The following is a 21,430-nucleotide window of genomic DNA, read 5'->3' as shown; positions in this document are numbered from 1 at the left end:
CGGAGCCGGACGTCGGCTGCGCAAGTGTGCCCGAAGCAGGGGTCCCCGAAAACAGAAATCCTCCTTCGAGGACGAGGACTGAAATTGAGGAGAAGGTGAAATGTCTGATGCCGCGGTTAGCCCTGCTGTAAACGAGCACGAGGCGGCCCTTGCCACCCCGTTTGTCAAATGCCTCGTGCGGCTGATCCGTGCTCAAGACTTCGACGGCTCATGGCGAGGCAAGGCTGACACCGAGCTGCTGGCCGGCTTCATCATCACGAAGGAACAGCGCCGTGCCATCCCCATCATCGGCGATCCTGATCCGGACGTGCTGTGGAGGCTGGACATGTTTTACACCGCCGTCAGTCTTGCGATCGAGGAGCGCTCCGGCCTGATCACATCGCCAATGAAGGAGATGAAACCGATGGGGGCTTCGGGCGCCTGGTTTCCACGGCCGGGCGGTTGGTCGTTCTGTCGAGACGTCCACCGGTTTGGCTTCGAGACGTTCCGGAAACTCGCGGAGGCCGGTACGAAACTGGTCGACGATGCGACTGCAGCTATTGGCTTCCCGCCGTGGCGCGGCCGTGAAGAAACCGATTTCGAGGAGGATTTATGTCAAACCTGGATGAGATGGGGAAGAAAGTCCGAAAGCTTCAGCTGCGCGCGGCAGTTGCGAAGATGAAATTGCGCGACCTTGCAGAGGATCTCCCGGTCCAATGGACTGAGCTAGAGGAGGTTGCCGAGAAAGCGTACGCCGTTTTTGCCGAGTTGGATGATGCCAAGAGAGAGCTCGCTGCAATGAAGAATTTACGATGAGGAGCACATTCACCACCCGCGACGGCTCCATATGGATGCCGGAATATCTGACCGCTATAGATGGCAGGACTTGTATCGGCTGCGGCCGCTGTTTCAAGGTCTGCTCGCGCGAGGTCATGCACCTTCACGGCGTCGATGACGCGGGTGAAATCCTCGGCGTCTGCGACGGCGAGGACGACGACTTCGATGGCAAGCTCAATCGCATGATCATGGTTGTCGATCATGCCGGCCGCTGCATTGGCTGCGGAGCCTGCGCCCGCGTTTGCCCGAAGAACTGCCAGACCCATGTTGCGGCCGACCAGGTCGCAGCATGATCTGGCGGACAAACCAGGAGAACGGCGTGCAGCGCGAGCGAGGATCCCCCAAAACCCCACACGGCCAACGCGACGCCGGCTAGACCAAGGCGACAATGCATTGCGCGCGTGCGAAGGTCAAAGCGCGCAATGGCCATGCCTGCGATCAACAAAGGAACCCAGGTCAACGCGGGATAGTAGCCGCTGACCAGGAGCTTGAACACCTCGGGGTCCGAGCTCTCGGAGCCAAACATTGGGAGAAGGAGGAACCGCACTTGCGGGAGAACCAATGTTGTCGCCGCGGCGAGCAAACCGAGCTGCTTTGCGTTCAGCCGATATAGCGGCAGGACCAACAGGAAGCAGACTCCGTAGTATGCCAGGATGACGTAGACCGGCGCCTTGAGGTGGGTCAGGATTTGGCCAAGGGCGAGCAAAATAAGGGCACGAATTGCGACTTTGGCAATGGCCTGTCTACCGGCTACCCCCGATCGCGGCGCGTTGCGGCCGGTAATGAGGATGAGCGAAAAAACCCGTTAATACGGCAAACAGGACGGACGAGCGCCCATAGGCGAATTGCATCACACCCCCGACCAGTCCTTCGCCCCCGCCGGGTCCGACATGGACGGCATACATGCCGAAGACAGCCAAGCCGCGAGCAAGGTCGATGCCGGCCAGACGATTTACGGCCAACCCATCGCTCGCGCCCGCAATCGCCGCGTTCTTCGGCTTGCGGTGCCGCTGTGCCATGGTGGGTTCCTTCCTTGGTTGTGTCGATCGCGTCACCCGCGACAGGAGAGCCGTCGGTTGCTGCCGGCGTCTCACCCTGAAGAGTTCAAAGATCGTGCCAATCTGGCGGACCGAGCCGGCGACAGAAGTTTATGCTTCGTTTTCAAGCCCATAGCCTGCGGCAATCACAGACTTGAGTCGCCGAGCCTGTGGCGGGGACCTGACAACCCCGACAAAACGTGTCGCGGAGCCGACGTTTTCCACGGATGGCGGGCCTGAGAGATCACTGAACCGGCGGCGAGAGGCGCAGCGACAGCGGATTATCCGGGCCTGCGATAGTCTATGGTGGCGAGCCAGAGAACGTTTGTTATGGAGCTCTCTTTGCGGCTCCCAAAAGGATCCCTCCCAAAACATGAAGGCAGCGCCGTGGAGCAACCTAAGAAGGGTTGGAATGCCTGCACTGGCCTCTTTCTAAGAGCAGCTGGGCGAGGCGAGCGGTGGAGATCAGAACCGGCGCCTCAGTGATCGCAGCCAGCTTCAGCCCTTTGGTGAACCGGCATGCCCCTCTAGAGCGTTTCCTACTTTGAGAGAATCGTAGGATTCCCAAATCAGGCTGTTTGTGATTCAAGACGCAGGCTGGGTTGGAGGCCAGCATCTAATGACGCGAGCGCTTTCAAACGATCTTCGTGAGCGTGTTGTTGAAGCAGTTGGCGCAGGCGAGAATTGCCGTACCGTGGCATCGCGCTTTGGCGTTGCAGTTTCCTCTGTCGTGAAGTGGTCGCAGCGCTATCGAGCGACCGGCTCGGTGGCGCCGGGCAAGATGGGCGGACATCGCAAGCGCATTCTTGAGCCGCATCGGGCCTTCATCGTGGAGCGGATCAATCAGACCTCTGAGCTGAGTTTGCATAGGCTGAAAGACGAGTTGGAAGCGCGCGGGGTCAAGGTCTCGCACAATACGATCTGGATGTTCCTGCGCCGCGAGGGCCTGAGCTTCAAAAAAAACACTGTTCGCCCTTGAGCAGGCCCGCGCTGATATTGCCCGCAGGCGCCAGCGATGGCGATCTTGGCAGACCGGTCTCGATCCACAGTGCCTGGTCTTCATCGATGAGACCTGGATCAAGACCAACATGGCTCCGCTGCGCGGTTGGGGGCCGAAGGGCAAGCGGCTGCGCGGCCTGGCGCCGCACGGCCACTGGCGCACGCTGACCTTCCTTGGCGCGCTGCGCTGGGATCGGCTCGCAGCACCTTGTGTCTTCGACGGACCGATCAACGGCCAATGCTTCCGCGCTTATGTCGAGCAGCAGCTCGTCACCGTTCTGAAGCCCGGCGACATCGTCGTCATGGATAATCTGGGAAGTCATAAGTCGGCGGCCATCAGGCAGATGATCAAGGCTGCCGGCGCCAGGCTTTGGTACCTGCCGCCTTACTCTCCGGACCTCAATCCGATTGAGCAGGCCTTCGCCAAGATCAAACACTGGATGCGCCAGGCTCAGAAACGCACTGTCGAGGAAACTTGGCGCCACATCGGCCACCTCGTCGAAACCATCGAGGCAGCCGAATGCAAGAATTACTTCGAAAATGCGGGATACGCTTCCGTCAAAACATGAAATGCTCTAGCCACCGTGCCAGATCACCTTCAAGATCCGCCGAAACAGAAAAGAAGTCCCAAAGGATCGGGTTTCAGTGCCTTCTGGACCTGCAGAGCCGGCGCGCGCAAGCCCTTGCGCCTCGGTGTGACCAGTGACAAGCACACCCGGCCGGAATTGAGACCGTCGGATCACCGGGGCGGTCCACCTGAGTCGAAATGGACTGGGCCGAGATGGAAGCGCGTCGTGCTCGAGGGGCGCATCGCTAAGGTGGCCTGGCGGGGGGCAGGACGCCCGAAAGGGGCCGCACGTATGCGGCACCTTCGGCGCCGTGCAAGAGCTCAGCATTGAAAAACCAGCACAAGGCGAACTCTGGCCGCAGAACATTAGCCGCAGCACCCACTCTCATCTTCTTCGGCTCTTTGCCCTCTTGAGGTTTTCTCACTGAGGCCGAGAAGGCGGCTATTGAGACGGCTCGACAATGTTCGGGTGTCGCCGAAGACCATCTCCACATCCTCGCGCGAGACGACATCACTGCCATCCCGTGCCAGGCTCCGTTGAGCCAAACGACGGACCATCTCCTTGACATAGGCCGCGCTGCTGTTCTCCGAGCGTGCGACGGCATCCGCCAGCGCCCCGTCTTCGAAGACGAGCGCACGACCATACAGCGCGATCAGCCGCTCGCGGCAACCGGCGTCGGGAAGCGGGATCTCAATTGCTTCGTCCACGCGGCCTGGGCGCGAGGCGAGCGCGTCCTCAATGTCCTCCGGCCGGTTCGTCGTTAGGAGGAAGAGGATATCTGCATTTGGTTCAAGGCCATCGATCTCGTTCAACAGACGGTTGAGCAAGCATTCGGCTTTTGAGCTGTAAATGTTTTCTCGCGACCGACCCACCAGATCCACGTCTTCAAGTACGACGATGCTCGGCTGAAGGGTGCGGGCCAACGCGATGTAGCACGCAATATCCGTTGTCTGCTCAGCCGTAACCAGAACGGTAGTGCGTCCGGGCAGGTTGGCAGAAACATAACGGATGACGTGCGTCTTGCCTGTGCCAGGGGGACCATAAAGCAGAATACCCTTTTGCGCGTGTTGGCCGAGGCGCTTCAACCCCTCTCGGTGTCGATCAAAGTCGAAGACGTTGGCATCAAGACGCGCCATAGTTGCCTCCGAAAGCACCACGTCGTTCCGGGGTACGGCGGGAAGGCGATGAACCCGAATCGTTCCCGGCATCCCGGAGTTTCGTGCATCGAATTCGAAAGAGAGAACCTTGTTGCGGTAGTATCGCGAGCTTTCGCCTGCCGCCTGGATTTTGCTCAGAAATCCGCGCGAGAAGGCGCATGCCTGCTCGCCAGGCAGATAGGCGATTTCCACTTGAACCGTTCGGCCGCCCCAGTGGTCAAAAAACTGCGATAGGAGGATCGCGACAGGCTCTTGGCCCACAAGGAACAACCAGAGGCCATTGTGCAGAGACGCGTAGGGCACATCTTCGCCGATATCGATGTCCTGATATTGCAAGGGTGTCAGCGCAACGGCGTCACCGTCGCGAATCACCATGTCCGACAGCTTCATGGCTTCGAACTCGTCCCACTGGTGGACGCCGATGAGCTTGGGAGATAAAGTCGTAATCTGCTCTTCAATGACCGTTTGAAGGTCAGGCAGCATATGGGCAGCAAACTTTCGGCGCGAGCTAGCGAGACCCGTCAAATCATCGGTTTTGAAATGCCGATTTAGTGCCTGCCAGGCATAGCGATCGATATCGGTCACAGCTGAATCCTTTTTTGCGGTTGAGGGAAGAACGATTCGACTGCATCATTTGTCGTTACGGCGCCGAGCTCCCCCGAATCGCTCCCACCGGCAAGATTATGGAAGCAATTTGCGTGCCCGGTTGGCGCTCCGTTGGCGTTCCACCGCTTCCCGCTAGCCAGCGGCGCTTCTTGGCGACCTTTCGGTCGGCCTTGCGACATTCTAGTCCAGTTCCGGACACAAGAAGGTCTCGATACGCACGCTCGGCGAGACCAAATTGGAACCCCAAGCATGTAAACCTCCCACCCCAGCCCAATTCGATGCTCATCGAAGGCGCTTGCTGAAGAGCGGCTGGCCATTGGGGTGCTGCCACGGGCGTGCGTTCGCGCTAGTCGCGGCTCTGCGTACACAAAAACACGCTAGGGTAGACACTGTGCAATCGCTGCAATGCCCCCCGTGTGCGGTATTGCATGGGGTTGCGCTGTCTGGTCCGTCTTTTGCCAGCCGGTGCGGAAGCGTGAAATTCCGCGCTACACAGGACTTTTGTTTCAATGCGATGACCTGGGCGGCCATAGCGCGCACCCTACCTTGGCGAACACGTCGTCGAAGCCAAAGCGTTTGTGCAGAAGCATTTCATTGGAAATGGCATGCCGCTTGCTCCTCGTGCTTAGAGCCCATCAAACCAGGAAGAAAGCGACTACCGGACCATGGTTGACACGCGAAGCCCTAAACGATCGACAAAGGCGACGGTGGTCGTCATCGCTGAAGACCGGGACATCGTCCGGTTCGGAGATCCGTCCTCGGAGGTCGCTTTGCAGATGGGGTCCGATGCCGACACGCCAGATGATGCTCGCGCATTTGCCCTGTACCGGTCCGCATCTGCATGTCAGTGGCCAAGAGGCTCCTCAAAGTTTCGCCAGAGCCCACGTCGGCCGGAAACAGGCAAGTCCACCCAATACGCTGAACCAGTTCAGCTACGCCGGTCTGTGGCGTGGAGACTCACATTTGCGGCTCATACGCTTATCCCGCTACTGGCCATTTCCGGCTGCCAAGAGTTTCACCCCGGGCATGAGCAGTGGGTGATCCATGCCGGTTCCGGCGCCGCAGTCGCGGTAGGACGGATCGAGCCGCTCGAAAGTCCCCTCATCCCTCACATCGATACCGCTCGGGTGAGGAACATCTGGAGCCGGACCGTTCCCATGGATCGGGAGCCGCGTGGCATCATCTCGCGCCTGGTACGGGGCCCCAGCGCGGTACTCCCGCCAGCTCAGTCCAGTGCGCCAGTTTTTCTAGAGGAGCAAGCTGAATGACCGTTCAAAAAAGGTTCCCTTCGTCACGTTTCTCACGCGTGTTCGCGACACCACGCAGGATCACCGTCGCGCAAAATCGCCGGTAGCTTTCAGGCTGCTGTCAGCTAGGGCTGGCAAAAGGGGGGTGTTATCGGAACAACCAATCAGGAGACCTTATAAAATGAGAACTTCGGCCCAACTCGGCCAAGTTGGCACGAGTCTTGAAGCCCTTCGGTTCGAGGCGGCGAGAGCTGCCGACCGGCATTCATGTCGCGGGCAGCCGCGATGAATCGAACAGAAGAAGGAAAGCTACATGTCGGGCCTGCACAGTTTCGAATCGGAGCAGACAAACGAGCATGGCGGACCAGGTTCTCATCGTCGACGGCGACAGGGTCGCCTGTCCGCCCTGCTGAAGATGAAGCAATACTACACAGAGAAGTAACATGAAAAACAGACTTCGCGTATTGGCAATGGCGGCTATCATTGCCTCTTCCCTTCCATCCTTTGCACTGTCAGAGATTTACGAATGTTGGATCGATGTCGAAAATCACAGTGACGTTGCCGTAGAAGAGCTCCACATAAAGCCCATCCGCGCCAAGCGCTGGGGTCCGGATCTTCTGGGTTCGTCCTACTTGGATCCAGGCTCCGAGATCATGGTGGAGCGGCCGGGCGGCTTGTGCCGCTTCGATGTGCTGATTGAGTACGAAGATGGCCGCAAAAAGGTCATCCGGGATATCAATCTTTGCGAGGAGGACGCTCTTAAAGTCTGACCCGCAACGCAAAGGGAAAGGTCAGCCTCGAGGCTGACCTCAGACCGCTGACAAACCCCGTCGAATTTCGGCGGGGTTTGTTTTACGTCATTGAAGTGCTTTGGGAAGGTTGCGTCAGGAGATTTTGACAGGTTGAATGCTTTTTGGCTTGGCACGCTACATGCGCGCTGTTCAGCAAACGCGCGGACTGAGTGGTCCCACCGCCACGAGAGCCGCTGACTTACGCCACCTCCCAAGGCGTACCCGGCCCGGCAGCGAGCTCAGTCTCCTGCCGGGCATACGTGTTCAGACTTACTCGCGTTCAGAACGGCTGGAACTTTAGTGGGAGAAGCGAAATAGGGGGTCCAGAGGAGCACTTTACCAAGCATTCACGCCTTCTTCATTGAGCCGCGCGGCGATCTTCTTCGCCGCGATATCGAGGGGTCGGCGGAACGTCGAATACGCCAGCCGAGGCGCTCGCGCAGGGACTGGCCTACCGCGGTAATCCCAAAAGGCTGGTGACGATGCCGATGTAGAAGCCAATTATTGTTCTGAGCATGCTGTCAGCAAATGTGATCTTACCCGCGTCCTTTGTGAACAAGAAAACCGCCAAAGTGCGAAGAAAAAGACGGTTATCGAAATGATTACTCCTGCCATTATGTAAGGACGAAAAAACATCGATGTTTATATCTGGTCCCTTAGGTGCAGCAAGCGCCACCGACACTGGCATGAAGTTGCTGGCTGCGTGTAAGTTCGACACGTATCTCAACAGTATCCTGTCAGCTTCTCCTGCTCGAACGACAAGAGATCTCAGAGTCGGTTTGGAAAATCACGGATGGGCGTTTCTGCGTAGCATGATGCCGCCCATGGCGACGAGGATCATGGCCTGCGAGACATCGATGCGCTGCTCGTAATCGCGCACGAGGCGTCGCCACCGGATCATCCATCCGAACGTCCGTTCGACGACCCAGCGACGCGGTAGAACCTTGAAGCCTTTCTGGTCGTCGGAGCGGCGGATGATCTCGACGATGAAGTCGAGATAGCAGGCCTTATCCATCAGCTTGAGCCGGTCATAGGCCCCGTCGGCGAAGAGATGCTTGACCCACGGCCAGCGTTTGCGGATGCCGTCGAGTATCGCCTGCGCACCCGCGCTGTCGGAGATGTCAGCGGTGGTCAGGTTGACCATCAGGAGCCGTCCGTCCGTATCGACCGCAATATGGCGCTTGCGCCCGACGATCTTCTTACCCGCGTCGTAGCCTCGTGCTTTTGCATGGGGTGCCTTGATCGACTGACTATCAATCACACCAGCGCTGGGTGAAGGTTCGCGACCCTGCCGCTCGCGGTCGAGCATCAGTTCCACGTCGTGGATCGTGTGAAACAGGAAGCGCCGTGCCAACTCGCGGAACCAGCTATAGACCGTCTGCAACAAACTGCGCCAATAGAGCGAAAAACTCGGTTTTAATAGGCTTGATACAAAATCGAGGACGCTTGGTCCGCCAAGCTATTTCTGGGCTTCCACCGGCAAAACTAGAGGACCTTGAGCGCTGAGCATCTAATGGCTAACAACACCTATTTTTTCAGCGTGCCGTGATCCTCCAAGGCCCACCAGTCGTAGGCTTCGTTCACGAAAGATGGGCCAAGACGACCGGTCACAGTTTCTGCCGCCACGATGTGACGGGCAACTTCCTCAGCCCTGTTCGGACTTCGAGGCGGCGGCCGCAAGCATCGCTTCGCCTAGGCGCCGGTCGCCTTTGGCGTTCAGCACTTCGCCGGCATTGCGAATGTCGCGCGGTTCTTTGTTCTGGCTGAGCTTGGCTTTGCCCACTAGACGGGTAATTTCGATCTCCACCCCGACGATCGCCTTGACCATTGTGTCGATAAAGTCCCTGGGCGCGTCACCCATCTTCCACGGGACAGGCTGGGCCGCCTCGTGCCTGCGGGTCAGTCTGGCGACGTTGTGACGGACATAGCTCTCGTCGTCACGGACGGTGATCCGTCCGTATGCATGTGCAACGAGGTAGTTCCAGGTCGGCACCTGCCGGTGGAACTCCTGCTTGCTCGGATACCATTGCGGCGAGATATAGGCGTCGGCCGCGCGGAACACGACGAGCACCTCATCGCCGGTCGACACGTCCTGCCAGACGGGGTTGTTACGGGCGACGTGGCAGTGAAGTGTGCCGTTTTCACCCTGCGACCTATTGAGGTCGAAGGGAATGTGATTGGCATCGAGGCCGCTCCTGCCATGGGTGATCAATACGCCGAGGGCACTCGTCTCGATCAGATCGTGGAGAGCCTCTTGGCTGGGTTCGTCGAAATGTGGAGGTACATACATGACGGTTCCTTCACTGTGGGCCGGTTTCACGGTTCATCGAGCAATGCCCGCCGGCAGGCGTTCCAGCGCCTCGGCGATCTGACGCTTTGCTACTGCGGAGATCGGCAGGAGCGGGCGCGGAGGCTCAGTGCGGCAGACGTCGAGCAATTCGGCGAGCCCATAGACGACGCGGAGGCTAGAGAACCGCTTGAACAGATCCCAGATTGGCGTCAATGCGGCGTCGAGGCGGCGCGCTTCGGCCGCATCGCCCGCCTGCGACGCCCTGACAATCTTCATGCAGACCTCGGGCTGGATGCCGGCCAGCACACTATACCAGGTGTCAGCTCCGGCGATCATGGCCTCAGCAGCATTCCAATCGCCGCTGTAACCGATCGAAAAGCCTTCCGGCACGATGCTTCTCTGCCCGGCCAGATGGCTCTCGATCGCGTCGCTCTTGTCGGTTGGATTCTTGATGGCGACGATCCGCGGCACCTTGGCCAAGCAGCTGACAAGCGTCGGAGTGAAATGGAAATGCGTCGTTCCGGGATTGTCGTAGATGACAATCGGAAGGCCGCCTTCGCGCGCCACGGTCGAGAAATGTTCGAACACTTCGTCCTCGGTGAGCGGGGCGTACGAGACAGCCGCAAGCAAGCCTGCGGCAGCGCCGAGGGCCTTGGCGTCCTGCGCCAGCCTTACCGCCTCGTCGGTGCGCAACGCGCCGACGCCCACCACGACCGGCGTCTGCGCACCGGCTTCGTCCAAAGCTTCGGCGAGGGCCCTTCGCCGCTCCTCGCGCGACAGGTACATGTAGGTGCCGGTGCTGCCAAGAAGGCCGATGGAATCGACCTTTGCGGCGCAAAGCCGTGTAATCAGCTTGCGCAGGGCCTTGGTATCGACGCGGCCGTCACGGTCACTCGGCGTGATGGGGAATGCGGAAAGCCCGCTCAGGAATGCCATTGCGTTGCTCCAGATTTCTGCATGAGCGCCTGTGTTGGAAGCGAGATGGGAACCCGCTTATCAGAGCACGTCCAGCGCGTGCCTCAGATCGGCGATCAAGTCGCCGGCGTCCTCCAGACCGACCGAAAGACGCATGAGATCCTCGCCGACGCCGTCGGCAAGATGAGCATCCTTGCGGATGCTTTTGCGGGCACGTGTCACACTGGCCGGATGGTAGATGAGGCTGTCAGCGTCGCCGAGGCTGACCGCTCGGGTGATCAGGTTAAGCCGGTCCATCATGCGGCGCGCGCCCTCGAACCCGGCATGGAGGCCGAAAGCCAACATGCCTGATCCCTGGGACATCTGCTTTCGGGCAATCGCCTGATCGGGATGCGTACCGAGGAACGGGTAGCTCACCCATGCCACCGCGGGATGCGCTTCGAGCGCTTGCGCGGTCGAAAGAGCCGTCGCGCTGTGTCGCTCCATGCGGAGCGCGAGCGTCTTCAGCCCGCGCAGGATCAGGAACGCCGAGAGCGGTGACAGTGCTGCACCAGTGATATAGCGCAGACCCGTTTCGTGCAGCGTATTGAGTGTCTGTGCGTCACCAAGGATTGCCCCGCCGAGAGCATCGCCGTGGCCGTTGATATACTTCGTCAGCGAGTGGATCACGATATCGGCCCCGTGTTCCAGCGGCCGCTGGAGCGCGGGCGAGGCGAAGGTGCTGTCCACGGCCACCTTTACTCCGCGCGCGTGTGCGCGTTCGGCGATTTCCGCGATGTCGAGGATGCGGCTCAGCGGGTTGACCGGGGTCTCGAAGAAAACAAGCCGGGTCCGGTCAGTGATCGCGCCATCGAGATTGTTTGGCTCGGACAGATCGACCGCGACGACCTTGATGCCAAAACGCGGGACCGCCTGTTCGACCATGGCGAGCGTGTTCGCGTAAAGGGTCTTGTGGACGATGAGTTCGTCGCCCTGCGACAGCAGCGACAGGATCAGCGTGCCGAAAGCCGCCATCCCCGAGGCGACGACCAGCCCGGCTTCAGCTCCTTCGAGATTGGCAAGCCGTTTTTCAAGGATCTCAGTTGTTGGATTGTATTCGCGTGCATAAAGCCTGCCGCCGAGCGCGGCTGCAGCCTCATTGGCCGCCACGCTCTCGAAGCCGTATGTGGAGGTCAGGAAGACCGGAGGCTGGACTGCGTTCGAAAATCCGACCGGATCGTAGCCGAAATGGATTGCGCGGGTGGCGAAGCCGAGATCAGCGTCGCTCTGCGACTGCTCGGGAGCATACATTTTAGTTTGATCGGTCGTTCGGGTCATCAGTCTGTGGTGTCCTCTTGGATTTTCGGCAGAATGCGCTCAAACTGGTTTATATGAAATGTCCAGTTGGCGACGATTGAAATGGTCCAGTCTCAAGATCCCGGCTCTTCGGGCCGTGAGCACGCGATGGGTGCGCGCCAGATTTACATGGCGCTTCGAGACCAGATTCTTGGCGGTGTTTATGAAACCGGCAGTCACTTGCCGTCCTCCCGGAGTTTGGCGAATGAGCTCGGCGTTTCGCGAACGACGGTCACTGTCGCTTACGAGCAGCTGGCTGTGGAGGGCTTCATCGAAATTCGACAAGGCGCACGACCCCGCGTTGCATCATCGCTGCTCGAACAAAGCCCGAGCAGCGCGCGCTTGAAACGAGCCGCCCCGGTTAGACTGTCCGACTATGGCGGGCGCCTGCGCGCCAGTCCGCCCTGGCCGGATTACTTGCCGAACGCGCTGAAGATTGATTTCCGCTATGGCGATCTGGCGCCGTCCGATTTCCCCGCGCTGATCTGGAAGCGCGCCATGAACGCCGCGATGGCGCAACGTCCCGTGCGGCTGGCCTATGACGATCCCCGCGGATCGCGTCGCCTGCGCCAGGCGCTGCAGAGCTATCTCTGGCGCGCCCGAACGTTGAGCTGCGACCTTGACCAGATCATCATCGTCAGTGGCTCGCAGCAGGGTCTCGATCTGTGCGCGCGCCTGATGCTCGATCCCGTGGACCGCTTCGTAATCGAAGACCCGTGCTACAGGATGGCTCGCCAGGTTTTTGCCAGCACAGGTGCCTCGCCTGTCTCGGTCGCTGTCGACGAGGGTGGAATGAAGACGGAGTTACTCAAAGGAGTCGCGGCGCGGCTGGCTTATGTTACGCCCTCGCACCAGTTCCCACTGGGCGGCGTCATGCCGATCGCGCGCCGGCATCAGCTCCTGGAATGGGCGCGGCGCAACGACGCCTATGTGATCGAGGATGATTACGACAGCGAGTACCGCTACGACATCAATCCGGTGCCCCCACTGCACAAGCTCGAAGACCGCGGTTCTGTGATTTATCTCGGCACGATTTCCAAGACTCTCTCTCCGATGCTGCGCATTGGCTATCTCGTTGTCCCCCCGGAATTGCAGGACGTCTTTGCGACGGCCAAACAACTCCTGGACCGGCACTCTCCGGTGGCCGAGCAACAGGCTTTAGCCTTGCTCATCGAGAGCGGCGCCTATGAAAGCCATGTGCGCCGCGTGCGCCGGCTGAATGGTGAGCGCCGGGAGACCCTTTTGAATGCCCTGCGACACCGATTCGGAGATCGGATCGCCATCGAGGGCGCCGATGCCGGGCTACATGTTGTCGTCTGGTTCAAGGAGCTGTCGCGATCACTGGAAGCACCGCTGATTGGAAACGCGCGACGCTCAGGTGTGGGCATACACTCCATTTCCCCCCTATACGATTGCGAAACGGGCGAAGGCCGTGCTGACCAGGTCGGGCTGGTCATGGGCTATTCCGCCTTGAGCATACAGCAGATCGAGAAGGGTGTTCGAATTCTGCTGGAGGCTGTCGAACAAGTGAAAGGAGAATTCTCCGAGACCGATGGCCGCGACAGTGGCTTGGCGCGAGGCGATGACTAAGCCGGTCTTGTGACCATGAGCATCCAGCCACGTTCAGGCGTACTGGACTAGAAAAATACCAAGAAACTGGCACTGTCGATCAGACCAGTTCCCCGGCCGAGTTCTCCCGGGATTAGGTCCGTTGCCATGACTCCCCGAAGGGTCGGGGCAGAGGTACAACAGCCCGTGCATATCCTAAATCCTGGCTCTCACTTTAAGGCTGCGGCCATGGTTTCGGAGGACAATGCATGACTTGGCAGGGAACGCTGCTTCACATCCACGTTGCACCTGCGGCGTCCTACGAGATGGAAGAGTTGACGGAGGCACAACTCGTTGCCGGGCGCGGCATTGTCGGGGATCGGTACTACCTTGGAACGGGGACCTACTCTCCGAAACCCGATGTGCGCGAAGTGACACTGATCGAGGTCGAAGTCCTGGAAGCCATGGCACAGGGAGAACCCAGGATTCCGGGTTTCAAGGCCAAGCTCGCGCCCGAAGATCATCGGCGGAACCTAACCACGCGCGGCGTACCCTTGGGGCACCTGGTCGGCACGCGCTTTCGGATCGGGGAAACCGTCCTGCGGGCGGCGCGGATGAATTTTCCCTGCAAGTATATCGAGCAACTGCTCGGCATTCCCGGTCTCTACGAGGGGCTTCTGAACCGCTCTGGCCTCAACTGCGCGATCGAGGTTGGCGGCGTGATCCGCCCCGGTGATCCGATTCTACCAATTGACGGGTAATCGATATGGCCTCGCCCCGCATCATCATGAAACTGACCGTGACCGCCGTCCGCAAGGAGCCAGGCGACGTCCTGGTCCTCGACCTGAAGCACACGCGCAAACCTCTGCTGCCGCCCTTCGAACCGGGCTCTCACGTCGATGTTCATCTGCCTGATAGGAAAGTGCGCCAGTATTCGCTCTGCGGCGATCCGACAGAACTGAGCCGCTACACAATCGCGGTGAAGCGCGAAGATGTTGGTCGCGGCGGCTCGGCGTGGATCCATGACGCAGTGGCCGTCGGATGCGTGCTCCCAGTCTCTGCTCCTCGCAATCATTTTCCGCTTGCCCAACGCGAAGGGCCAACCGTGCTGCTGGCGGGAGGCATCGGGATCACCCCGATCCTGGCAATGGCACGTGCCCTGGAGCGGCAGGGCAAGCCGTACGAGCTGCATTACTTCACCCGCAGCCGAGCACTCGCGCCTCTGTTGTCGGTCATCGAGCGGGAGCTCGACTGCAACACCGTGTGGCTGCATTTCGACGACGAACCGGAGACCAGGCAGGATATTGAATCCTTGCTATCGACGCGTTCCCTCGACGCACAGCTCTATTATTGCGGTCCACCTGGTTTCATGGCGGCCGTGGATCGGGCAACCGCGCTCTGGCCGGAAGGAACCGTGCATTTCGAGGCCTTTCGGCCGCCGGAACACAACGATGGGCCACCCGAACCTTTCACGATCACCCTTCGCGACGGGACAGTGGTTCCTGTCGCGGCCGATACCTCGGCACTCGCAGCGTTGCGCGCCGCCGGCGTGCTACTCATGGCATCGTGCGAGAACGGGGTTTGCGGGACCTGCGAATGCGGAATTCTGGAAGGGCAGCCGATCCATCGGGATGCTGTCCTGTCCAAGGACGCTCGGACTCATCGGTTCATTCCATGCATATCGCGCGCAACCGGCGTGCTGAGACTAGATCTGTGAAGACAGCCCTAATTGGAAGCAGCGGTGCGACGCATCAATTGCGGGGAAATTGGATGACATCGAAAACTGCCTATTTGAACCAAATCGAGCGGTGTGTCTCCTGGCTTGCCGCCTGGACGATACATAATGCCAACCACGTGCGGGAAGGCGACGAGATCAAGGTTGGTGGTCACCAGGCCTCCTCCGCCTCTCTCGGTACGATCATGACCGCGCTTTACTACGCTGCGCTGCGTCCGCAGGACCGGGTGGCGGTCAAGCCCCATGCCGCACCGATCTTCCATGCAATTCAGTACCTGTCCGGGAACCAGACACGCGAGAAACTCGAAAACTTCCGCGGCTATAAGGGCGCCCAAAGTTACCCCTCGCGAACGAAGGACGTGGATGATGTCGACTTCTCGACCGGCTCGGTGGGCCTGGGTGTCGCACAGACGCTCTTTTCCTCCCTCGTGCAGGACTATGTATCCGCCCACGGTTGGATGAAGGATCGGCCCGAGGGGCGCATGGTCAGCCTGATCGGCGACGCCGAGATGGACGAGGGCAACATCTACGAGGCCCTGATCGAGGGTTGGAAGCACGGGCTGCGGAATTGCTGGTGGATCGTGGACTACAACCGTCAGTCGCTCGATGCGGTCATCCGCGAAGGTCTCTGGCAGCGGTTCGAACAGATATTCAAGAACTTCGGCTGGGACGTGGTGATCCTGCGCCATGGCTCCCTCCAGCAGGCCGCCTTTGCCGAGCCGGGAGGAGAGAAGTTGCGCGATTGGATCGAGCGGTGCTCCAACCAGCTTTATTCGGCGCTCACCTTTCAGGGTGGTGCCGCCTGGCGGAGGCGGCTGCTCGACGAGATTGGCGATCAGGGGTCGGTCACTGAGCTAATCGAACGCCGTTCTGACGACGAGTTGCAGGCGCTCATGGTCAATCTGGGCGGCCACGACCTGCCGAGCCTTCTCGAAGCCTTCGAGGCGGCCTCGCGGCATGACCGACCGGTCTGTTTCATCTGCTACACGATCAAGGGTTATGGCTTGCCGCTGGCCGGCCACAAGGACAACCATGCCGGCCAGATGACGCCCACCCAGATGGAACGCTTCCGCCAGCGGATGGGAGTCCGGCCCGGCGAGGAATGGGATAAATGGGCCGCGGCGACGTTGCCTCCGGCAGAACTGGAGGCCTTCATCGCCCAAGCGCCGTTTTTCAGCGAGGGCCGGCGCAGGCTCTCTGCACCCGCGGTTCCGGTTCCCGAGGCGCTGCCCGCGCCGGCACAGGGGGGCAAGCAGGTCTCAACCCAAATGGGTTTCGGCCAGATCCTCAACGAGATCGCGCGCAGTGAAACGCCGCTCGCCGAGCGCATCGTCACGACGTCCCCGGACGTCACGGTGTCGACCAATCTCGGCGCTTGGGTCAATCGACGCGGACTCTTCGCCCGCGAGAGCATGGCCGATACCTTCAAGGCCGAGCGTATCCCTTCAACCTACACCTGGGAGTTCGGGCCCAAGGGGCAGCACCTCGAACTCGGCATCGCCGAATCCAATCTCATGATTATGCTCGGGGCGCTGGGGCTGTCGCATTCCGTGAACGGTGTGCGGTTGCTGCCGATCGGGACTGTGTATGATCCCTTCATCTATCGCGCGGCCGATCAGCTGAACTATGCCTGCTACCAGGACGCGCGCTTTCTGCTGGTCGCCACGCCCTCCGGCGTAACCCTTGCCCCTGAGGGAGGAGCGCACCAGTCGATCGGCACGCCACTGATCGGCATGGCGCAGGACGGGCTTTGCGCCTTCGAGCCGGCCTTCGTGGATGAGCTTGCGGTGATCATGCGTTTCGCCTTCGACTACATGCAGCGGAACGGCGAAGGCGATCCAGACGAGACGACATGGCTGCGTGATCAGACGGGCGGATCGGTTTATCTGCGCCTGTCCACACGGCCCTTGGAGCAACCTCATCGCGACATAGGTGCGGAGCTGGCGCGCGACATCGTCAACGGTGCCTATTGGCTGCGCCCACTCGGACCGAACGCCAGCGTTGTCATCGCCTACCAGGGCGTCGTCGCGCCGGAAGCGATTGCCGCGACGGGTCTTATTGCGGAAGACCGGCGCGATGTCGGGCTGTTGGCGATTACATCTGCGGACCGGCTCAATGCGGGCTGGCAGGCCGCGGAACGTGCCCGGCAGCGCGGAACAGTCGACGCGAAGAGCCACATCGAGCGCCTGCTGGCACCGCTGTCGCGCGATTGCGGGATCGTCACCGTGATTGACGGCCACCCTGCCACGCTCGCCTGGATCGGTGGCGTGAACGGTCATCGCGTCAAGCCCCTGGGGGTGGAGCATTTTGGCCAGACCGGCACGATTTCAGACCTCTATCGTCACCACGGGCTCGATGCGAATGCCATCGCGCATGCAGCGCAGGCGGTGAGTGCCGGACGCAGCATTCGCTATTTGAAGTCGCTCCCTTAAGCCGCCGCCGGATGTCTTGCGCGGTTCCCACGATGTCGGTTGCGCAAGAGCCAGATCAATCCGAAGCTGATCACGACGGATGGGTCATGCCTCCTCCCCGCGTTCGAGCACAGCCATTGAAAACAAAACAGGCTGATTGTCCGCGGCAGCATAGGAATGCGGCTGATCGGTCACGAGCCGCGCGGCTTCTCCGGCCTGCAATGTCATCGTCTGCGAGCCGACGGTGACCTTGAGACTTCCGCGCACGACCGAAAGAAGCTCACGGGTGCCCCGACTGTGAGCGTCCGAGCGATGAACGTCGCCGGGCACAATCGTCCAGGACCAGATCTCGAACATCGTCCGTCCTGCGGTCGAGGCTTCCAATTTCGCCTCGCTTCCATACGGTGTTTTCCAAAGTGTTGCGGGGTTGGTGCGCTCAATCGGTCCACCCGAGACCTCCTCGGATGACGCGCCCAACAGATCGGTAACTGACAGAGAGAAGGCGACCGCCAGATGGCACAACACTCCAATGCTCGGATTGGCCTTTCCCTGTTCGATGGCTACGACGGTGCCCTTCGACAGGCCGGAGAGCGCAGCAAGTCCATCCAGGCTCAAATTCTGGGCCCGGCGCAGATGTTGCACCCTCAACGATAGTGCCGTCCCAAGTTGCTTCTCCGTTGCCGCTGCTGTTTCATTGTCGGTCATTATATTGACTTCCACTGACGGATCCCATACGGTCACTATAATGACCGGCGCGGACAGTTCAACCGCGCTGTCTCGAAACGCCAGGATCGATGTTCCTGGTCTTTCCAGCCCTATTCCTTCTGAAATCAAGCTGAGGAAGCGCACCATGTACCTCGAGACCAAGGCGATTCATGCAGGCCGGAAGGTCGATCCGTCCACCGGAGCCATCACTCTTCCGTTCCATCCCAGCACGACCTTCGAGCGAAGCGCGGACGGCTCCTTCCCGTCGGGCTACGAATATATCCGGGATGACAACCCGACGCGGCACGCGTTTGAGACGGCGATGGCTGCGCTCGAAGGCGGCCAGGCCGCTGTCGCCTTTTCGTCCGGCATGGCCGCGATCACCGCAGTGTTCGAAGCGCATCCTCGCAATGGAAATCGCATCGTCGTCCCGGACGACATGTATTTCGGCATCCGCTCGCTGATCGATGAAACCGACATCGGGCACAGGTTCGACTTCGTCGCCGTTGACATGCGCGACATGGACGCCTTGCGCGCGGCTGTCGGTGCAGCGCCCACCGGCCTCGTCTGGATCGAGACCCCCTCCAACCCGCTTATCCGTGTCGTGGACATCCGGGCGACTTGTGACCTCGCGCACGAGGCTGGTGCGCTCGCGGTGGTGGACAATACCTGGGCAACGCCGATCCTACAGCGCCCATTCGAGCTCGGGGCTGATGCCGTCATTCATTCGGCAACGAAATACATCGGCGGCCATTCCGACCTTATGGCAGGGGTCGTCGTCCTGCCGGAGGCTTCGCCGCTCGAACGCCCCTTGCGCATGATTCAACGTCACAAGGGAAGCGTTGCGGCCCCCTTCGACTGTTGGCTGGCGCTGCGCGGGCTGCAGACCTTGCCGGTTCGTATGCGAGCCCATTGCGAGGGCGCTCAAAAGGTCGCCGAAGCCTTGCGAAAGCACTCCGCTGTTGAAGCCGTCCTCTTTCCTGGCCTACCGGGCGACCCGGGGCATGCCTTGGCCGGGCGGCAGATGTCGGGCTATGGTGCCATGCTTTCCTTCATCGTCGGCGGTGGTGCCGAGGCCGCGATGGCGGTTGCTGGCCGGCTCAAGCTCGTGGTGCGGGCCACGAGCCTCGGGGGCACGCACTCGCTGATAGAACACCGGGCCTCCGTCGAAGGGCCGAAGTCGATGGCTCCGTCGGGGCTGTTGCGACTCTCCGTCGGGCTTGAACACCCACAGGACATCATTGACGATCTCGAGCAGGCTTTGTCGGTGGCCGGATGACCAGGCGGCCTTGTGCGACATGCGCGACCGGATTCCCACAAGTCCGAGGAGTTCGCCTTGCCCGCGATGTTCGATATTGCCCTGAATGAACCGTAACGCAGAGCCTTCCCGCAGGACGGAGCAGCCCATGTCTTTCACGCCCATGATCACCCCCGAGATTTAGGCCCGGCACCCGAGCTTTCACTTGCTGAGCATCGTCGTGCGAAACGCTGAAGTCGACGTGCCGCAGGCCCCGGCGCTCGCCGACGCGATCGCGGCCGCGGAGCAGGCCGCGCTTGGCGACGATGCCCAAAGGGATGCGCATCTTGCGGCTTGGGTCGAAGCCTACAGCGCCTTCGGTGCCAAGGGTAGTCGGACACCCTGCTCGGCTGCGACGCTTCTCAAGCGGATTCGCAAGGATGGCTCATTGCCACGGATTTCCCCGCTGGTGGACGCCTACAACGCCGTCAGCGTGCTCTACGGCATTCCGGTTGGGGGCGAAGACCTCGATCACTATCAAGGTCTTCCGAGACTTCTGATCGCGACGGGGGTGGAGCCGTTCGACACCGTCAGCCGAGGCGAACCGGTCACCGAGCATCCTGAGCCGGGCGAAATCGTTTGGTGCGATGACGCCGGAGTCACCTGCCGCCGCTGGAACTGGAGGCAGGGGCGGCGGACTATGGTGACGGCCGATTCGCGTTCCCTTTGGCTTGTACTCGAGGCGCTCGAGCCCATGTCTTCGGAGCGGCTGAAGGCCGCTGGGGCGCAACTGACCGGGGTGATTGAGGCACTGTGCCCAAATGCCCAGATCGAAATCGCTGGGTTGAATACGTCAACCGGGTCCTTGAGCCGCGCAGTCGAGAAAAACTAAGATGTACCGGCCCCGTCAATCTGTCGAAGACCGCCCCGATGTGCTTCTGGCCGCGATCCGCGAGATCGGCTTCGCCACGATCGTGACGCCGACGCCTGCAGGCATCGAGGCCACGCATGTGCCGACCATCGCGCGGCAGGCGCCGGATGGAGGCCTGATCCTCGCGGCCCACGTCGCGCGTGCCAACGCGCATTGGCGGGTACCAGAAGGCAGCGCCAGTCTCGCGATTTTTCAGGGCCCTCACACCTACATGTCGCCGCAGTGGTATCCGACCAAGCGCGAGACGGGAAAGGTCGTCCCCACATGGCTCTATATCGCCATACACGCGCACGGAAGCTTGACGGCGATTGAGGATAGGGCCTGGCTGCGGCGCCAGGTTGAAGACATGACCGACCGGCACGAGGCCACGCGTCCAGCGCCCTGGAGCGTGTCGGATGCGCCGCAAGAATATATCGACAGGATGATGCGGGGCGTTGTCGGGTTGGAATTTCGCGTCGAGCGCCTCGAGGGAGCATGGAAACTGAATGAGGAAGAGAACGACGCCGATTTGGACGGCACACGCCGCGGGCTTGAGGCCGCCGGTCACTCGGGCGAGATCTTGGCACGAGCCCTCGCCGAGCGAGTGAAGGTCGTGTAGATCTGCCGTTCTGCTGTAATGTGGCGAACTGCTTCTGCATTCGACTATCTATGAAATCTCGACACAATGCCCTCCTCGGCGTGCCCCCGCCAGCCACACACGGCGCCGACGCCTAAACTTGCACTTTCCCAGTGCCCGACTTGCAGGCAGCGAGCCACTGCATCGCGGAGCTTGCATCTTCCAATATAGCGACCCGTTTCGCAAAGCCGAAAAAGGCATTGCGCGCTGCGCTTACAGGTTTTCGCCCATCGTATGCATCATAGCACGCCCTGAGGGCGGCTTCGTGGACCAGGTCTCTGCGATCTTCTGGCCATTCGTTGAGGAAATCGACAGCGTCCGCAAGACTGGCAATCTCTTGTACGATGTACGCTGCACGCTTCACGAAAAGTGGGCTGCTGAACGCCTCAGAGTTCATTCGTTCCTCCCGACCTGCTGAACAGCTGGTTTGCTTGAACAGGCGCCTCATCGACACCCGCCGACCATTGCAGAATGTGTTGTCAGGG

General features: G+C 60.6%; 19 protein-coding genes and 1 pseudogene. 12 read left to right on the top strand and 8 right to left on the bottom strand.

The window, feature by feature from the left end; genetic code table 11:
* Nucleotides 1-100 precede the first annotated feature (100 nt).
* From LHFGNBLO_RS02185 to fdxB, 3 genes are read left to right on the top strand one after another with little or no spacing between them, the layout of a single operon-like run.
* Nucleotides 101-661, top strand: a complete 561-nt coding sequence (locus LHFGNBLO_RS02185) for a NifX-associated nitrogen fixation protein (protein ID WP_258599886.1) — start codon at nt 101-103, stop codon at nt 659-661.
* On the top strand, nt 592-795 hold the full coding sequence (locus LHFGNBLO_RS02180) for a CCE_0567 family metalloprotein (RefSeq protein ID WP_258599884.1): 204 nt from the start codon (nt 592-594) through the stop codon (nt 793-795). Before LHFGNBLO_RS02185 ends, LHFGNBLO_RS02180 begins: the two co-directional genes overlap by 70 nt.
* Nucleotides 792-1,109: a ferredoxin III, nif-specific gene (gene fdxB, locus LHFGNBLO_RS02175; protein WP_258599882.1), complete on the top strand. Its 318-nt coding sequence runs from the start codon at nt 792-794 to the stop codon at nt 1,107-1,109. The genes LHFGNBLO_RS02180 and fdxB overlap by 4 nt, the downstream gene beginning before the upstream one ends.
* 450 nt (nt 1,110-1,559) lie before the next feature.
* On the opposite strand, the gene LHFGNBLO_RS02170 is transcribed toward fdxB, so the two are convergent.
* Nucleotides 1,560-1,835, bottom strand: a complete 276-nt coding sequence (locus LHFGNBLO_RS02170; RefSeq protein ID WP_258599879.1) for a hypothetical protein — start codon at nt 1,833-1,835, stop codon at nt 1,560-1,562.
* 637 nt (nt 1,836-2,472) lie between these two features.
* Here LHFGNBLO_RS02170 and LHFGNBLO_RS02165 point away from each other — a divergent pair.
* A protein-coding gene (locus LHFGNBLO_RS02165; protein ID WP_258599869.1) for an IS630 family transposase occupies nt 2,473-3,421 on the top strand; the annotation gives its coding sequence in 2 pieces (ribosomal slippage) (nt 2,473-2,808 and nt 2,810-3,421; 948 coding nt in all).
* A gap of 365 nt (nt 3,422-3,786) precedes the next feature.
* Here LHFGNBLO_RS02165 and LHFGNBLO_RS02160 read toward each other — a convergent pair.
* Nucleotides 3,787-5,163: an AAA family ATPase gene (locus tag LHFGNBLO_RS02160; protein ID WP_258599867.1), complete on the bottom strand. Its 1,377-nt coding sequence runs from the start codon at nt 5,161-5,163 to the stop codon at nt 3,787-3,789.
* Nucleotides 5,164-6,874: 1,711 nt separating this feature from the next.
* On the opposite strand from LHFGNBLO_RS02160, the gene LHFGNBLO_RS02155 reads away from it, so the two are divergent.
* Nucleotides 6,875-7,201, top strand: coding sequence for a hypothetical protein (locus LHFGNBLO_RS02155; protein ID WP_258581068.1), 327 nt, complete (start codon nt 6,875-6,877; stop codon nt 7,199-7,201).
* 808 nt (nt 7,202-8,009) lie between these two features.
* Here LHFGNBLO_RS02155 and LHFGNBLO_RS02150 read toward each other — a convergent pair.
* From LHFGNBLO_RS02150 to LHFGNBLO_RS02135, 4 genes and pseudogenes are all read right to left on the bottom strand, one after another.
* Nucleotides 8,010-8,600, bottom strand: a pseudogene (locus tag LHFGNBLO_RS02150) (IS5 family transposase); the annotation flags it as partial.
* Between the two features lie 267 nt (nt 8,601-8,867).
* Nucleotides 8,868-9,512: an FMN-binding negative transcriptional regulator gene (locus tag LHFGNBLO_RS02145; RefSeq protein WP_258599865.1), complete on the bottom strand. Its 645-nt coding sequence runs from the start codon at nt 9,510-9,512 to the stop codon at nt 8,868-8,870.
* Between the two features lie 33 nt (nt 9,513-9,545).
* The gene (locus LHFGNBLO_RS02140) at nt 9,546-10,448 is read right to left on the bottom strand and encodes a dihydrodipicolinate synthase family protein (RefSeq protein WP_258599863.1); all 903 of its coding nucleotides are present in this window, start codon (nt 10,446-10,448) and stop codon (nt 9,546-9,548) included.
* Between the two features lie 60 nt (nt 10,449-10,508).
* Entirely contained in the window at nt 10,509-11,744 is a 1,236-nt protein-coding gene (locus LHFGNBLO_RS02135) for a trans-sulfuration enzyme family protein (protein WP_258599861.1), read from the bottom strand.
* 81 nt (nt 11,745-11,825) lie between these two features.
* Between LHFGNBLO_RS02135 and LHFGNBLO_RS02130 the strand changes: the two genes are divergently transcribed.
* From LHFGNBLO_RS02130 to LHFGNBLO_RS02115, 4 genes are all read left to right on the top strand, one after another.
* A complete protein-coding gene (locus tag LHFGNBLO_RS02130) occupies nt 11,826-13,352 on the top strand; it encodes a PLP-dependent aminotransferase family protein (RefSeq protein WP_258600532.1) in 1,527 nt (508 codons plus the stop codon).
* A 227-nt stretch (nt 13,353-13,579) separates the two neighbouring features.
* Entirely contained in the window at nt 13,580-14,071 is a 492-nt protein-coding gene (locus LHFGNBLO_RS02125) for an MOSC domain-containing protein (protein ID WP_258599859.1), read from the top strand.
* A 5-nt stretch (nt 14,072-14,076) separates the two neighbouring features.
* Nucleotides 14,077-15,027, top strand: a complete 951-nt coding sequence (locus tag LHFGNBLO_RS02120; RefSeq protein ID WP_258599857.1) for a PDR/VanB family oxidoreductase — start codon at nt 14,077-14,079, stop codon at nt 15,025-15,027.
* A 53-nt stretch (nt 15,028-15,080) separates the two neighbouring features.
* Nucleotides 15,081-17,477, top strand: coding sequence for a transketolase (locus LHFGNBLO_RS02115; RefSeq protein ID WP_258599855.1), 2,397 nt, complete (start codon nt 15,081-15,083; stop codon nt 17,475-17,477).
* Between the two features lie 84 nt (nt 17,478-17,561).
* On the opposite strand, the gene LHFGNBLO_RS02110 is transcribed toward LHFGNBLO_RS02115, so the two are convergent.
* A complete protein-coding gene (locus tag LHFGNBLO_RS02110) occupies nt 17,562-18,161 on the bottom strand; it encodes a helix-turn-helix domain-containing protein (RefSeq protein WP_258599853.1) in 600 nt (199 codons plus the stop codon).
* Between the two features lie 40 nt (nt 18,162-18,201).
* On the opposite strand from LHFGNBLO_RS02110, the gene LHFGNBLO_RS02105 reads away from it, so the two are divergent.
* From LHFGNBLO_RS02105 to LHFGNBLO_RS02095, 3 genes are all read left to right on the top strand, one after another.
* Nucleotides 18,202-19,440: a PLP-dependent aspartate aminotransferase family protein gene (locus LHFGNBLO_RS02105; RefSeq protein ID WP_319944147.1), complete on the top strand. Its 1,239-nt coding sequence runs from the start codon at nt 18,202-18,204 to the stop codon at nt 19,438-19,440.
* Nucleotides 19,441-19,624: 184 nt separating this feature from the next.
* The gene (locus LHFGNBLO_RS02100) at nt 19,625-20,290 is read left to right on the top strand and encodes a B3/4 domain-containing protein (protein WP_258599851.1); all 666 of its coding nucleotides are present in this window, start codon (nt 19,625-19,627) and stop codon (nt 20,288-20,290) included.
* A 1-nt stretch (nt 20,291) separates the two neighbouring features.
* Nucleotides 20,292-20,927 (top strand): FMN-binding negative transcriptional regulator, encoded by a 636-nt coding sequence (locus LHFGNBLO_RS02095; protein ID WP_258599849.1) that lies wholly within the window; start codon nt 20,292-20,294, stop codon nt 20,925-20,927.
* 112 nt (nt 20,928-21,039) lie between these two features.
* Here the strand turns inward: LHFGNBLO_RS02095 and LHFGNBLO_RS02090 are convergent, their stop codons facing one another.
* Nucleotides 21,040-21,342 carry a DUF982 domain-containing protein gene (locus tag LHFGNBLO_RS02090; protein WP_258599847.1) on the bottom strand — a complete coding sequence of 101 codons (303 nt, stop codon included), beginning with the start codon at nt 21,340-21,342 and terminating at the stop codon, nt 21,040-21,042.
* Between the last annotated feature and the right edge of the window lie 88 nt (nt 21,343-21,430).

This window comes from Mesorhizobium sp. AR10, assembly GCF_024746795.1.
Classification (GTDB): domain Bacteria; phylum Pseudomonadota; class Alphaproteobacteria; order Rhizobiales; family Rhizobiaceae; genus Mesorhizobium.
Note: the sequence above shows the minus strand (reverse complement) of the source record. Positions and strands in the feature narration are given on the sequence as shown.